The sequence below is a fragment of the Acuticoccus sp. I52.16.1 genome, from assembly GCF_022865125.1.
GTDB lineage: Bacteria > Pseudomonadota > Alphaproteobacteria > Rhizobiales > Amorphaceae > Acuticoccus.
Window position 1 is genome coordinate 2,471,324 of sequence record NZ_CP094828.1, and the last position, 13,897, is coordinate 2,485,220.

Consider the following 13,897-nt stretch of genomic DNA (forward strand, 5'->3'; position numbering starts at 1 on the left):
GGGCTGGCAGGTGTGGGACCTCGCCCAGCGCATGGGCGGACAAGTCCGTGTCGTGCCTGGCGGCATCGTCGGCTGGGACATGACCGCGGCGCTCGCCATGGCTGACGCGCTGAGCGTCAGCACGCTCGCCGCCGCCGAGATGCTCCCTGCGCTCGAAGCGGCGGCGGTAACCGCCATAAACAAGCAGATCGGATCGGAGCATGTCTGAGAAACGCGTCAGCGTCCGCCTTGCCGCGGTCGGCGGACGTCAGGTCAAAGCCGAGCTGCAGGGCGTCGGCGACACCGGCGGTAAAGCGTTCGCCCGACTCTCGCGCGAAATGGAAGCGGCGAATGCGCGAATGGCATCGTTCGCCCGAGCGGCACGCGCCGGGCTCACCGCAGCCGCGGCCGGCGCGACGGCATCGCTTGGCCTCATCGTCCGCTCCGCGGCGGAGAGCGGCGCGCAGCTCCGGCAGTTCGTGCAGGTCGCCAACGCCACGCCCGAGGGCTTCCAGCGCTGGTCGGGCGCCGCCCGGACGGTAGGTATCGAGCAGGAGAAGCTCGCCGACATCCTGAAGGACGTGAACGATCGCGTCGGCGACTTCCTCCAGACCGGCGGCGGCCCCATGGCGGACTTCTTCGAGAAGGTCGCGCCGCGGGTGGGCGTCACCGCCGATCAGTTCGCTCGCCTCTCCGGTCCCGAGGCGCTGCAGCTCTACGTCGACACCTTGCAGCGTGCCGGGCTGTCGCAGCAGGAGATGACGTTCCACCTCGAGGCGATGGCCTCCGACGCGACGCGCCTCCTGCCGCTTCTGCGCGGCGGGGGCGCGGAGATGCAGCGCCTTGGCGATCGCGCGGCGGACCTTGGCGCCGTGCTCGATGCCGACGCGCTCAAGGCGCTGCAGCGGACCGAGGTTGCGCTCGACACGATGTCGCTCGTGATGGAGGAGCTACGCAATCGGATTGCGGTCGCGGCGGCGCCGGCCGTCGAAGCACTCGCTTCGGCCTTCGTCACGCTCGCGTCCGCCGGCGGCATCGTCCGCACGGCTATCGATATGGTGATCGGCAACCTCGGCCGTGTCGCGACGTATGCGGCGACGGCTGCGGCGTTCTTCGTCGGACGCTGGGTCGCTGGAATGGTGGCGGCTGCGGTCTCGGTCCGCGGCCTGGGCACCGCCCTCGTCGTGCTCCGTGGCGCGCTCATCCGGACCGGCATCGGCGCGCTCATCGTCGGCGCGGGTGAGCTGATCTACCAGTTCGGCCGCCTCGTCAGCAGCACCGGCGGTTTCGGCAAGGCGCTGTCATTGCTCGCCGATGTGGCGACCGAGGTCTGGGAGCGGATCAAATCCGGTGACCGACTACGCCAAGCAGGCGATGGCGCTCGGCAAGAACATCGGCGACACGCTGGTCAGCGCGTTCCGCAGCGCCGAGGAGGCGTTCGCCGAGTTCGTGCGGACGGGCAAGATCGACTTCCGCAGCCTGGTCAGCTCGATGCTCGTCGATATGGCCAAGGTGGCGGCGCAGCGGTTCATCTTCGGGCCGCTCTCAAACGCGCTGTCGGCCGGTATCGGTCGCCTCGGTTCGGTGTTCGCCAGCGTCTTCCACGACGGCGGTGTCGTGGGGCAGCGGGCGCCGATGCGTCTCGCGCCGGCCGCGGCGTTCGCTGGAGCGCATCGGTATCATGCGGGCGGCGTGGCGGGACTGCGGCCCGACGAGGTGCCGGCGATCCTGCAGCGCAAAAAACGCGTTCTGTCCCGTCGTGAGACGGCGGTGCTCGACCGGGATCGCGCAACGGGCGGTGTAAGCGTCACCATCGTCGCCAAAGACGCGGAGAGCTTCCGCCAGTCGCGCACGCAGGTCGCGGCAGATGTCGCTCGCGCGGTGTCGCTCGGACGGCGGGGGCTCTGATGGTGGCTTTCCACGAGGTGCGCTTCCCCGAGAACATCAGCCGCGGCGCGCGTGGCGGACCGCAGCGGCGCACGCAGATCGTCGAGCTGGCATCCGGTGTCGAGGAACGCAACGCCAGCTGGGCCAACTCGCGCCGCCGCTACGATGTCGCCTACGGTATACGACGCGTCGACGACCTCGCGGCGGTCGTCGCCTTCTTCGAGGCGCGGAACGGACGGCTCTACGGCTTCCGGTTCAAGGACTGGGCCGACTACAAGTCGTGCACGCCGTCCGGGGCGCCAACGTCCGCCGATCAGCTAATCGGCACCGGCGACGGCGATCAGACCGAGTTCCAGCTGACGAAGGCGTACGCGTCGGGCGGCCACAACTGGATCCGCGCGATCACCAAGCCGGTCACCGGGACGGTTCGCGTCGCTGTCGACGGCACCGAGCAGATGTCCGGTTGGGCCATCGATGCCACCACCGGGATCGTCACGTTCGCCACCGCGCCTGCCGATGGCGTTGCCGTCCGCGCGGGCTTCGAGTTTGACGTACCCGTCCGCTTCGACACCGACGCCCTCGACGTCACCCTCGACATCGAGCGGCTCGGCTCGATCACTTCCATCCCGCTCGTGGAGCTCCGCCGATGAAGGCGCTCTCACCTGAATTGCAGGCCCATCTCGACGAGGGCACGACGACGCTCGCCTGGTGCTGGCGGATCGTCCGATCCGACGGTGAGTCGTTCGGCTTCACCGACCACGATCGCACGCTGACCTTCGACGGCACGGATTTCGAGCCGGAGAGCGGCCTAACCGCGTCGGAGATCCGCTCCGGCTCCGACCTTTCCGTCGATGCGCAAGACGCCGAGGGCGTGCTGACATCGGACCGGATCACCGAGACGGACATCCTCGACGGACGCTGGGACAACGCCGCCGTTGAGGTCTGGCGCGTCAACTGGACGGAGGTCAGCCAGCGCGTCCTGATGCGGCGCGGCTCGATCGGCCAGATCCGGCGCGGCCGGCTCGCGTTCGTCGCCGAGGTGCGTTCGCTCGCGCACGTGCTGGGCCAGACCGTCGGTCGGACGTACCAAGCCACGTGCGACGCTGTGCTCGGCGACGCTCGTTGCATGGTCGATCTCGACGCGGCCGCCTACCGCGGATCGGGTGCTGTGGTCGATCGCCTGCGCGACCGAGCCTTCACCGCATCCGGGATCGGCGCGTTCGAGGCGGGCTGGTTCCTCCACGGTACCGTCCATTGGACGAGCGGGCCCAACACCAGCCGCCGAGCCGAGGTCATTGCGCATGACGTGACCGGAGGGCTCGTGACGATCACGCTGCTCGAAGCCCCGGTGCGGGGCATCGCCGAGGGCGATGCGTTCGTGATCCGCGCCGGTTGCGACAAGCACGTTGCGACCTGCGCGGCGAAGTTCGCCAATATCGCGAATTTTCGCGGCTTCCCGCACATCCCAGGCCAGGACACGGTGATTCGCTACGCGACGAGCGACGGCGGCCACGAGGGCGGCGTTCTGTGACGATCCCGCCGAGCCGCACGGTCTGGGACGCGCTCGTCGCTCTGGCGGCCACCGCGCTGGACGTTCCCACCGCCGAGGTGGGCGGACCAACCCGCGGTCCGGCACGCGCGGCACTCGCCCGGCAGCTCGCCTACTATCTCGCGGTCACGACGTTGGGCTGGACGGCGAGCGATGCGGCGCGGATCTGCGGTCGCGACAGAACTTCGGTGAGCCATGCGCTCGGCTTGATCGAAGATCGGCGGGACTGCCCGCAGTTCGACGCCATGGTCGAACGCCTTGAGGGAGCCGCGCTGGCGGCGGCTGGGTTGGCCGGCGTTGCTGATAGCGTTCCGGGTCTCCCGGTCGTGGCGCGGAGGGCGTCGCGAACACCCGTTCTCCTGACGGGACCGGCCGGCCGATGACCCACACCGTCGATCCCACCCGCATCGTCGATGCGGCACGGTCCTGGCTCGGCACGCCGTACCATGATCAGGCCAGCCGCAAGGGTGTCGGGTGCGACTGCCTCGGCCTGGCGCGCGGTGTCTGGCGCGAGGTGGTGGGGCCGGAGCCCTTCCCGATCCCGCCCTACAGCCGCGATTGGGGCGAGACCGGTCCTGTCGAGGTCTTGGCGGAGGGGGCTCGCCGGGTGATGCCCGAGATCGATCCGGTATACGCCGAACCGGGCGCGCTGCTGCTGTTCCGCATGCGCCCGCGGGCGATCGCAAAGCATGTCGGGATCCACACCACCCCCGATCGCTTCGTGCACGGCTATGAGCGCCTCGGCGTGATTGAGCAGGCACTGACCCCTGTCTGGCGACGCCGCATCGCGTTCGCATTCCTCTTCCCCGCTGGGGATCCCGACTGATGGCAACCCTCGTTCTCGGCGCGGTCGGCACCGCGATCGGCGGCGCCGTCGGCGGGACCGCCCTTGGCCTCTCCGGCGCCGCCATCGGCGGCATCGTTGGCTCGACGGTCGGCTCGGTCATCGACAGCTGGCTCGTCTCGCAGCTCGCACCGACGCAGCGCATCGAAGGCGCGCGGCTCGACAGCCTCCGGATCACGTCCTCCACCGAAGGCGCGGTCCTTCCACGGCTCTACGGGCGAATGCGGATCGGCGGCAACATCATCTGGGCCACCGACTTCCGCGAGGAGGTCGAGACGTCCTCCCAGGGCGGCGGCAAGGGTGGAGGGCCGAAGGTCAAGACGACCGAGTACCTGTACTACGCCTCGTTCGCGGTCGCCTTGTGCGAGGGACCCATCACCGGCGTCGGCCGCATCTGGATCGACGGCAAGCTGTTAGACCTCGCCGGTGTCACTTTGCGCTGGTACCCCGGCGATGAGGCGCAGGACGCGGATCCGTTCATCGCCAACACGATGGGCACCGAGCCGACACCGGCCTACCGCGGCACGGCCTATGTCGTGTTCGAGGAGCTGGCACTGGCCCGCTATGGCAACCGCCTGCCGCAGCTCTCGTTCGAGGTGTTCCGGCCCATCGCCGATCCCGATACAGCCGAGGGCTGCGTCGAGGCGGTCACTCTCATCCCGGCCTCGGGCGAGTTCACCTATGCCACGCAGCCGATCCGCAAGGGTGGCGACGGCGAGACCGTCGCCGAGAACCTGAATGCGCTGACGGACACCACCGACATCGTCGTTGCGCTCGACCGGCTGCAGGCGATGGTCCCGGCGGTGAAAAGCGTCTCGCTCGTCGTCGCGTGGTTCGGCAACGACCTGCGGGCGAGCGAGTGCCAGGTGCGCCCGGGCGTCGAGGTGCCGGCGAAGCAGACGACGCCAGTCGAATGGTCAGTGAACGGTTTGGCGCGGGCGGACGCACATATCGTAAGCCGAGACGTTCAGGACCGGCCGGTCTACGGTGGCACGCCAGCCGACTTCGCCGTCGTCGAAGCGATCCGCGAGATGAAGGCCCGCGGGCTACGGGTGACGTTCTATCCGTTCATCCTGATGGATGTCCCGCCCGGCAACGGACTGCCGAACCCGTACAGCGACAACGCCGCCGAGATCGGACAGCCAACCTTTCCCTGGCGCGGGCGGATCACCTGTTCGCCTGCAGCAGGGCATATCGGCAGCGTTGATCAAACTGCCGCGGCCGGCGACCAGGTGGCGTCGATGTTCGGCACCGCGGCGGTCGGCGACTTCGCGGTCTCGGGCGACACCGTCAGCTGGACCGGGAGCGCGAGCGACTGGGGCCTGCGCCGCATGGTGCTGCACTACGCGCATCTCTGCACGGTGTCGGGCGGTGTCGACGCGTTCCTGATTGGCTCGGAGATGCGTGGGCTCACGACCATCCGGGACGCGGTCTCGAGCTTCCCGGCGGTCGATGCTTACCGGCAGCTGGCGGCGGACGTCCGCTCAATCGTCGGCTCCGGCACGAAGGTGAGCTACGCGGCCGACTGGTCCGAGTATTTTGGCCACCAGCCGGTCGACGGTTCCGGGGACGTCCTCTTCCACCTCGATCCGCTCTGGGCGGACGCCAACATCGACTTTGTCGGGATCGACAACTACGTCCCGCTCTCCGATTGGCGCGACGGCTTCGAGCATGCGGACGCTGGGGTCGCACCGGCGATCTACGACCGCTCGTACCTCCAGTCGAACATCGCGGGTGGAGAGGGCTTCGACTGGTACTATGCGGGTGCGGCGGACCGGGCGGCGCAGATCCGCACGCCGATTACCGACGGTGCCGGCAAGCCGTGGGTCTTCCGCACCAAGGACCTCGAGGCGTGGTGGTCCAACGAGCACTTCGAACGCCCGGGCGGGACCGAAGCCGCTTCTCCAACAGCGTGGATCCCGCGATCGAAGCCGATCCGCTTCACCGAGTTCGGTTGCCCGGCGATCGACCGCGGGACCAATCAGCCGAACGTCTTCTTCGATCCGAAATCGTCCGAGAGCTTCTTGCCGTACTTCTCACGCGGCTGGCGAGACGACGCGATCCAGCGGGCCTACCTCGAAGCGACCGTCCTCTACTGGCGCGATCCCGCCAACAATCCGCTGTCGCCAGTCTATGCCGAACCCATGGTGGACCTTCCGGAGTGCGCCGCGTGGACATGGGATGCGCGGCCGTACCCGTTCTTCCCGGAGCTGACGGACGTCTGGACCGACGGCGCCAACTGGCGGCTTGGGCACTGGCTGACGGGACGCCTCGGCTCCGTCTCGCTGGCGGCGCTGGCGCGGCACCTATGCCTGCGCGCCGGCATGCCGGAGGACAGCATCGACGTGTCCGGCCTCTGGGGCTCGCTCGAAGGCTACACGATCACCGCCCTGGAGAGCCCGCGCGCGTCGATCGCGATGCTCGCCCGGCATTTCGGCTTCGATGCGGTCGAGAGCGAGGGCGTCGTTCGCTTCCTCATGCGTGGCCGGCACGCGTTCGCGACCATCGCGCCGGGCGATCGCCATCAACGCCATCGAGGCGAACGACCAGAACGTCTTCGATGCCGGCGCCAACCTCTTCACCGCGCCCGCGGACGGCACTTATCTCCTCGGCGCCTCGCTGCTGTACAAAGTCAACGGCAGTCTCTCGTCGCGGATGCGCGGGCGTCTCGTCCTCAACGGAGCGACTGAAATCCGGGGCTCGCTGGGCGAGATCTCCGGGACCCATGTCTCGAACGCCACCGCGATCTGGCTGCAGACGATGGTGCCGCTGTCCGCCGGCGATACCGTCGAGCTGCAGGGCTACTTCCGCGGAGCCGACGGCTACTTCGCCGCCGAACACACCACCTTCTGGGGCACCAAAATAGGATGAGAGGGCTGGCTCATCCAGCTCCGGTCTGCCGAGGAGAGCCGGAAAACTCTACCCTCCCGCGGGGCACGTTCGGGGAGCACTCCACAACACGAATAGAGTTCAGCTACGAGTGGCGACACCGAGGGCAACGTCAGACCGCAAGAAGGCGGCCCCACGCTTGGCCAGAACGGCATCCAAGGCTGCGCCGACAATGTCGACCGACATCGAAGCGCTGGCAACGCGTATCCCGAACCCGACCGTTTCAGGATCGCTGATGCCCTGGCGGCTGACGCCAAAGCGCTGTTGCGGCGGTCAGTACGATGCGTTCTACTTACTCAGCCATTCTCCAGACTCCGTAAGGTGATCCCTTTGACTCTAAGGGAAGTAGCGCGCGATGGTTAGCTGGGGACTTTTTCACTGCGGCCGGTTTCGATGAGAACGTTTTTTGTCAGTATGGCCATTGGCCTCTTGCTCACGCTCGCGCCGGGCTTGGCCGAGGCACAGGATCCCGGCCCAACCGAGCCGGTGCGGGCCTTCCCGGCGATTCCTCCCGATATCCGGATGCCGTCCGCCGACGAGGCACGTGCGTTGGCGGACGTCGCCGATCGGCTCGCCGGCGCCGCCCGCGAGGACATCACCCCGCTTGCGCGCGAGGCGCTGGCGATCGAGACGCTGACCTATGGTCCTTCGCATCCGGAGACCGCCAACACGTACCTGTGGCTTGCGATGGGGGCGCGCAGCGCTGGTGATCTCGTCGCAGCGCGAAGATTTCAGCAGAGGGCATACGAGGTTTTCGATGCCCGGCTAGGCCCATTGCACCGGTCCACGCTCGATGCGCAAGGACCGCTGGCTTCCGACATTTATATGGCCGGCGACTTCGAAGCCGCGATCGATATGGCGCAGAACCTCGCCGATCACGCCGCAGCCGAAGGGGAGAACGACATCGCCGCCAAGGCCATGGGGATGGTGGCGTTCGCAGCTCAACAGATCGGGAACCGCACGCTGGAACTCGAGGCGGCCCAAAAGGTGGTCGCGCTGGCGTTGACCATTCAGGGTCCGGAGACCGAGTACGTACAGCGCTGGCAGAACCACGCCGACGGCCTTCTGGCGGCCGATGCGGTCGATCTCTACAACGAGGCGGGGTCGCTCGCGTCGGCTGGTCGCCTTGACGAGGCGATCGATATTCTCGCCCGCTCAGTCGAGGCCTTCAATCGAGCACTCGGTCCCGACAACAGGCTGACGCGGCTGGCGCGCGAGGAGCATGGCAAGCTCGTGCGCCAGGCCGGGCGGCTCATCGACGTGCCGGCCGCTAAGGGTAGGGCGCCCCCGGCGCGCCCGCGTCTGTTCGACCCCGGGGAGGCGCGCCCGCGGTGAGGCTGGTGACGGCCGGTGAGCCGGCGCCCCGGAACCTTGATCGCCTTCAACGGCCTTCCCCGAGCGGCTGGGGCTGCTAGCGATGCGCGTGTTCGTCTCCTATTCACGGAGCGACATGGCGATGGTTGATGCGATCACCGCTGCACTTGCTGACGAGCCGTTCGAGTGGCTAGTCGACCGTGAAAGCCTCGACCACGGCGAGAAGTGGCGCGAACAGATCGTGTCGCTGATTCTGTCGGCCGACGTCGCCCTGTGGCTCCTGACCGAGCGGTCCATACGCTCCGTCTACTGCCGCTGGGAGCTCGATCATCTCACCGCCCAGCGCAAGAAGGTGATCCCGGTCGTCATGGAGCCGCTGGACCTCGCCTTGCTTCCGCTGGAGCTCGGTGAGCGGCAGGCCTTCCCCAGCGTCGGAGTGTTCGACCTGGCGCGCGACCGCGATTTGCTCGTCGCGACGCTTCTCAAGGACGTGGACTGGTTGACGCTCGGGACCTTTTATCTCGGTCGGGCTCGCAACTGGGACGACGGCGGTCGCCGCGATGATAGGCTACTGAAGGGGCTCGACGTCCGCGATGCCGAGGCGTGGCGCGACCGCCAGCCGCCGCACACCCCTGCGCCCTCGTCACAGGTGCTCGAGTACTTGCGCTTCTCCAGGCAGGGACTGCGGCGGCGCCGCCGCCTCTTCGCATCGGTGGCTTCCGTGGCGCTTGTCGTCGTTCTCGCTGCAATGGCATTCATTCTCCTGCTGCGCACCCAGGCCACGCAGGAAGCGCAGCTGCGTCGGGTCGCGCATTCCTACGAGATGGCGCAGCGTCTCCGGGTTCCCGGCCCGAACGACGATCCGGTGCAGCTGATGGCGGAGGCGCTTGCCGCGATCCCGAGTCCGGATGCCCGCGGCACCGATTTCACTGCGCCCGAACTGACCGCTCAGTTGACCAGCACGCTCGCCAAGAGCCATCTCGGCCCGCAAATAACGTCACCACACGACGGGCCGGTCACCGCGCTCGCCCTCGCGCCGCACCAGGGCTACCTCGCCAGTGCAAGCGCGGCCGGCGTAGCGGTCCATACGCTGGAGCCGGTCGACCCTGCGCCACGCATGCTCGAGGGCGTCGAAGGCACCGCCACGGCGCTGGCGATCCTGCGCAACGACACCCACCTCGTCGTCGGTACGGACACCGGAGCGGTACAGACCTTCAGCATGCCGGACCTGCGGCTCATCAGGACCGTTCGCGAGCACGCGGGGGCCGTCTCCAGTCTCGTTCATCTCGACAAGTCTCAGCAAGGGTACACGATCCTGGGATCGACTGCGACCGATGGCACGGCTCAGTTGCACGGTGCGGAGGGGCCAACGACCCCGCTGCTGAAGCACCTGGACGCGGTGCCACTCCCGACAGCGGAGGGCATCCGCCGGTCCGGAGCGGACGGGGCCGCCCATTCGGCGTTCGCCGCTCCGTGGCGCTCGATACAGGACCACAATCTCGGCCTCGGTGTCACCGGTATTGCCCGATTTGCGAAGACCGGCGAAATCGTTACGGCTGGCGAGGACGGCCGTCTGGTGCGCTGGTCGAAAGACGGCCAGCAGATCGGGGAGTACACCGCGGGCGAAGAACCGATCCTCTCTTTCGCAAGCTTCGAGTATTCGAACAGGTTGGGCATCATGATGCTTGGCATGGCCGGACGCGTCGCCGTTTTCGACCACGACCTGCAATGGCGGGGCGACATGCAGATGCCGACCGGCAGCACCGTTCCGGCGAACCAGGCCGTCGTCGATCTCGGCTTCACCGGGGATGGATTGGGGTTGTTCGGGCGCATCGAGGGTAAGGGGCGTTCGACCATCCTGGCGTTGTGGAACGCCTCCTCTGGAGAATTGGCTCGCTTTCCCCCGCTTGTCGAGAATCGCGCGAACATGATGCGTACGGCGACAGGCGATCCGATCGCGGTCAGCGCGATCGGCGACATCGTTCCCGCGGATGAGGCGGCGCTCGGTGCTCGAGTCGCGCCGCGGAACATCGTCTATCTCAACGTTGGTGGGAGCCTTGACCAGCCGGTCTCGATTCACAGCCACCTCGCCCCGGTGACGATCATTGCGCTCGACTCGACCGACCGTTGGATCGCATCTGCCGACGTCACCGGTGGGCTGGCGCTCGACTATCTCGAAAATAACGAATCACGACAGGTGAGCTCCATTGTCGTCGGAGTCGGCAACGACGACTGGATCGCGCGGATCGACGTCAACGACGATGCGAGCGCCGGCTTCGTCGCCACCGGACGCGGCCAAAACATGTTGGTGCTCTCGTTGTCGGTCAGCTTCATGACGATGCAGGTGGGTGAATTGGGCGTGCGCATCGAGTCGGTGCTTCCCGGCAGCGTCGCCGAAGGCATCCTGAAGGCGGGTGACGTCTTGGTGAAGGTCGAGGACGTCGATACGTACAATGCGATCGACGTTGTCCGCACGGTGCGCGGGCGCCCCGGGGAGTCCACCACGTTCACGCTGCTGCGAGACGGCGCGGAGCGAACGGTCATCATCGCTCCCCGCACGGTCGCGGAAGAAGGCGAGTGGATCGGGCAGATCGGGGTCCAGCTCACCGATCCGGAGCAGATCGTGCACTGGCAGTGGACCGGTGACGACGTCGGTCTGGCGGCCACGGTGTCGGGGACGATTGACCGCGTCGCCATCCGCAGGGAGCAGGTGCGGATCACAATCGAGCGCGACACGCTTCACGACGCTGGCCAGCCGATCCTTGCGTTGAGGCGGCTCGAGGGAGAGACCGCAGTCGCCATCGCTGAAGACGGTACGCTCGTCTTCATTGATGCCGGGACGGGCGCGACCGAGACCGTCACGTCGACGACGGCTGCGAAAGGCACGACCGCTGTGGACCCCGAAACGCGCCGCCGCTCGGTCGCGGTGCGGGCCCTCCGCGGGCCGCGCAGCTTTCTGGTTGCCGACCGCGACGAAGAGAGCCTTACGCGCTATGAAAACGGGATTCCGACTTTGCGGCGTTCCATCGATCGAGTCGTCGCCCCCGATGAGATGTTCTTCGCGGTGGCTCCGTCGGGACTGATTGCGTTGCCCTCGCGGGTGGACCTCGAGCGCGCCACCCCAAACCCCGCAGTGATCCTCCACTCCCTCGAATCCACCTCGGTCGAAGAGACGCCACGCGAAATCGCGTTGCCCGGTCCGGGGAGCATGGTCACTGCTCTGGCATTCTCGAACGACAGTCAGACGCTCATCGCGGCAACGTCGGACTACAGGATGTTTATCGTGAACGTGGAGACGGGTGAGGTTGCCAAAACCATTCCGCTCTTCGGGTTTCAAGCGAGTCGGCTTGAGGTCAGCGAAGGCGGCGAGCGTGTCATCGCCCTCGGCAGCGACAAGATCCGCGTCTTCGATTTAGCAACCGGTGTGGTCCTCTACGCAAACGATTCCGATAGCCCCGAAAGCCGCTCTACTGGCGCCGACGCAGATCGAAGCGGCACTATCCTGGTAACGACAGCCGACAATTTCGCAGTTTACTACGAGTTGCCGCAATCAATGCAGGAAACCATCGCGGCGATATGCGAAAGGATCCCCGCAGCTCACCTCGACGCCGCCGCCGCGGCAGCAAGGGATGCGGAGAGTGCTTTGACTTGGTGTCTTGCGAGGCGGAAACAGCCGTAGCCTGGCGGATCTACACGCAGTCTAAGAACCTGACCCAAAAGGCCGGTTAAGGCGAGCTTGGGATGATCCTCTCGGCTGATTCGGAGGGGATCGAGGATGTGGACGCAGGAGCATCGCGAGCGGCATCGGCAGTGCGGGAACGGCTTTCCGAGCGATCTGACGGATGCGGAACGGGAGAGGTTGGCGCCGCTCGTCCCTGCGGCATCGCCGGGCGGACGGCCGCGCAAGACCGACATGCGGGCGGCGATGAACGCCATACTCTATCTGCTGCGCACGGGCTGCCCGTGGCGCTACCTGCCCCGCGATGGCTTTCCACCTCTGTCGACCGTGTACAACATCTTCCGCAAGTTTCAGCGCGAGGGCACCTGGGAGGCGATCTGGGCAGAGCTCCACTTGGCGCTGCGCGAGCGCCTCGGGCGGGAGGCGAGCCCCCGCGCGTTCCTCTCGATGGAGATCGTCCGCCGCAGCGACGACACCAGGGGCTTCGTCGTCCAGCCGCGGCGCTGGGTGGTCGAGCGCTGCTTCTCCTGGTTCGGCCGCAACCGTCGTCTCGCCAAAGACTACGAGAACCTCGCCGACACCCTCGCGGCGTTCGTCGCCATCGCCTCCATTCGCCTCGCGCTCAAGCGCCTCGCACGCCTCGGATGACCTTTTGAGTCGGGCTCTAAAAGGCAGTTTGAGAATGGCCTCAGTGTGTCATGCGGCGCTGAAGCATGCCACCAATGGCGCCGCGTATCTCAGGCCGCGGAGATCGTCGATGGCTTGGGCGAGCGGTGCTTCCCGGCCGAAGACGATACCCGCGTCCTCGGCCTCCAAAGGGTTTAGTCCGCGATAGGGCGCGCGCTTCGGGTCAGTCTCCGGAGGCCAAGCGAAGTAGCTGGCGTGCAGTCCCGCGCGCTGAACCCCGATCTTGAGGCGCGACAATTCTTCCCGTGGACTGGTGAGGTGAACCTCCTCACCAGTCCACGGGAAGCGTAACCCGAGTTTGCCGATGGTCGCGACCGGCAGCGAGGTGGACCAGCTGCCACGTGCTGGTGACGTCCCGCGGCAGCCGCTCGATCGGAAGGTCCTCCTCGATGAGGACACCGAAGAGCCGCTTGTTCAGCCGTCGGGCGCGCGTGAGCTCGTTGCTGCACCAGTCCGAGCCGAGCCAGTTGTGGCTGACCAGAAAGATCACAGCCTCGGAGCGGCGCGCGGCTTCCTGCAGGGCGCGCTCCCATCGCTCCCCGGCGGCAATGCGCCGATCGGGGTCGAGGTCGAGAAAGAGCTTGTCCCGCCCTTCGGCGACCAGCCAGTCGCGTAACGCGATGGCCGCCGCATTATCGAGGCTCGAATGGCTGATTAATATCTGCGGCAACGCCCACCCCTCCCCAAGCGCTCCGTCCGGAGGGTAGGGGACCATTCTCGTGCCGCAAAGCTGCCACCTCTTTCCCGGTGGCAGCGCTGACCAGCCGGCGGAAGGCGCACCGTCGTATATTCGAAGAGCCGGCGGCGGCTTGCATGGACTTGTAGGCCGTCGCCATTGGTATGACCCTGGGAAGTTGCGCTCCGACGCCGTCGAGCCTGACTTGACATGGTGCCTTGTCACCAGGAGCGATCTCACGCGAGGCCTCAATTGCTACATTGCGCTGCGGTGGTCGAAGGAGTCATCCTGTTGATGTGTCAGAAGTTTGCGGAAGTGCACCGTGCATGGATGGGTGAGCTGAAGGCCAACCTCGATAAGGCGGGAGCGGGCCGGGCGGACGCAGCGGGAGAC

General features: G+C 67.1%; 13 protein-coding genes. 11 read left to right on the forward strand and 2 right to left on the reverse strand.

Going from position 1 to position 13,897, the window contains the following annotated elements; genetic code table 11:
- Positions 1-10: 10 nt before the first annotated feature.
- Positions 11-208 (forward strand): hypothetical protein, encoded by a 198-nt coding sequence (locus MRB58_RS11250; RefSeq protein WP_244781793.1) that lies wholly within the window; start codon positions 11-13, stop codon positions 206-208.
- Here the strand turns inward: MRB58_RS11250 and MRB58_RS24955 are convergent.
- The gene (locus MRB58_RS24955; protein WP_371747265.1) at positions 117-749 is read right to left on the reverse strand and encodes a hypothetical protein; all 633 of its coding nucleotides are present in this window, start codon (positions 747-749) and stop codon (positions 117-119) included. The two genes, MRB58_RS11250 and MRB58_RS24955, sit on opposite strands and share 92 nt — an antisense overlap.
- Before the next feature lie 604 nt (positions 750-1,353).
- Between MRB58_RS24955 and MRB58_RS24960 the strand changes: the two genes are divergently transcribed.
- The 10 genes from MRB58_RS24960 (at position 1,354) to MRB58_RS11300 (ending at position 12,789) form a co-directional block, all read left to right on the forward strand.
- A complete protein-coding gene (locus tag MRB58_RS24960; protein WP_371747291.1) occupies positions 1,354-1,887 on the forward strand; it encodes a phage tail tape measure C-terminal domain-containing protein in 534 nt (177 codons plus the stop codon).
- 17 nt (positions 1,888-1,904) lie between these two features.
- Entirely contained in the window at positions 1,905-2,516 is a 612-nt protein-coding gene (locus MRB58_RS11260) for a TIGR02217 family protein (protein WP_371747266.1), read from the forward strand.
- On the forward strand, positions 2,513-3,397 hold the full coding sequence (locus MRB58_RS11265) for a DUF2163 domain-containing protein (RefSeq protein ID WP_244781796.1): 885 nt from the start codon (positions 2,513-2,515) through the stop codon (positions 3,395-3,397). Before MRB58_RS11260 ends, MRB58_RS11265 begins: the two co-directional genes overlap by 4 nt.
- Positions 3,394-3,798: a chromosomal replication initiator DnaA gene (locus MRB58_RS11270; RefSeq protein WP_244781797.1), complete on the forward strand. Its 405-nt coding sequence runs from the start codon at positions 3,394-3,396 to the stop codon at positions 3,796-3,798. Before MRB58_RS11265 ends, MRB58_RS11270 begins: the two co-directional genes overlap by 4 nt.
- A complete protein-coding gene (locus MRB58_RS11275) occupies positions 3,795-4,241 on the forward strand; it encodes a peptidase (protein ID WP_244781798.1) in 447 nt (148 codons plus the stop codon). Before MRB58_RS11270 ends, MRB58_RS11275 begins: the two co-directional genes overlap by 4 nt.
- A gap of 239 nt (positions 4,242-4,480) precedes the next feature.
- Positions 4,481-6,949: a glycoside hydrolase TIM-barrel-like domain-containing protein gene (locus MRB58_RS11280; protein ID WP_244781799.1), complete on the forward strand. Its 2,469-nt coding sequence runs from the start codon at positions 4,481-4,483 to the stop codon at positions 6,947-6,949.
- Positions 6,915-7,130, forward strand: a complete 216-nt coding sequence (locus tag MRB58_RS11285) for a hypothetical protein (protein ID WP_244781800.1) — start codon at positions 6,915-6,917, stop codon at positions 7,128-7,130. Before MRB58_RS11280 ends, MRB58_RS11285 begins: the two co-directional genes overlap by 35 nt.
- 432 nt (positions 7,131-7,562) lie before the next feature.
- The gene (locus MRB58_RS11290; RefSeq protein ID WP_244781801.1) at positions 7,563-8,483 is read left to right on the forward strand and encodes a tetratricopeptide repeat protein; all 921 of its coding nucleotides are present in this window, start codon (positions 7,563-7,565) and stop codon (positions 8,481-8,483) included.
- An 82-nt stretch (positions 8,484-8,565) separates the two neighbouring features.
- Entirely contained in the window at positions 8,566-12,141 is a 3,576-nt protein-coding gene (locus MRB58_RS11295; protein ID WP_244781802.1) for a TIR domain-containing protein, read from the forward strand.
- A 96-nt stretch (positions 12,142-12,237) separates the two neighbouring features.
- On the forward strand, positions 12,238-12,789 hold the full coding sequence (locus tag MRB58_RS11300) for a transposase (protein WP_244781803.1): 552 nt from the start codon (positions 12,238-12,240) through the stop codon (positions 12,787-12,789).
- A 307-nt stretch (positions 12,790-13,096) separates the two neighbouring features.
- Here the strand turns inward: MRB58_RS11300 and MRB58_RS11305 are convergent, their stop codons facing one another.
- Positions 13,097-13,498, reverse strand: a complete 402-nt coding sequence (locus MRB58_RS11305) for a toll/interleukin-1 receptor domain-containing protein (RefSeq protein ID WP_244781804.1) — start codon at positions 13,496-13,498, stop codon at positions 13,097-13,099.
- Between the last annotated feature and the right edge of the window lie 399 nt (positions 13,499-13,897).

What these genes read in the sequence shown, in the direction of transcription:
- MRB58_RS24960 (WP_371747291.1), top strand. Translation starts at nt 1,354, where the DNA reads ATGGCGCTCGGCAAGAACATCGGCGACACGCTGGTCAGCGCGTTCCGC.
- MRB58_RS11265 (WP_244781796.1), top strand. Translation starts at nt 2,513, where the DNA reads ATGAAGGCGCTCTCACCTGAATTGCAGGCCCATCTCGACGAGGGCACG.
- MRB58_RS11275 (WP_244781798.1), top strand. Translation starts at nt 3,795, where the DNA reads ATGACCCACACCGTCGATCCCACCCGCATCGTCGATGCGGCACGGTCC.
- MRB58_RS11280 (WP_244781799.1), top strand. Translation starts at nt 4,481, where the DNA reads ATGCGGATCGGCGGCAACATCATCTGGGCCACCGACTTCCGCGAGGAG.
- MRB58_RS11285 (WP_244781800.1), top strand. Translation starts at nt 6,915, where the DNA reads ATGCGCGGGCGTCTCGTCCTCAACGGAGCGACTGAAATCCGGGGCTCG.
- MRB58_RS11290 (WP_244781801.1), top strand. Translation starts at nt 7,563, where the DNA reads ATGGCCATTGGCCTCTTGCTCACGCTCGCGCCGGGCTTGGCCGAGGCA.
- MRB58_RS11295 (WP_244781802.1), top strand. Translation starts at nt 8,566, where the DNA reads ATGCGCGTGTTCGTCTCCTATTCACGGAGCGACATGGCGATGGTTGAT.
- MRB58_RS11300 (WP_244781803.1), top strand. Translation starts at nt 12,238, where the DNA reads ATGTGGACGCAGGAGCATCGCGAGCGGCATCGGCAGTGCGGGAACGGC.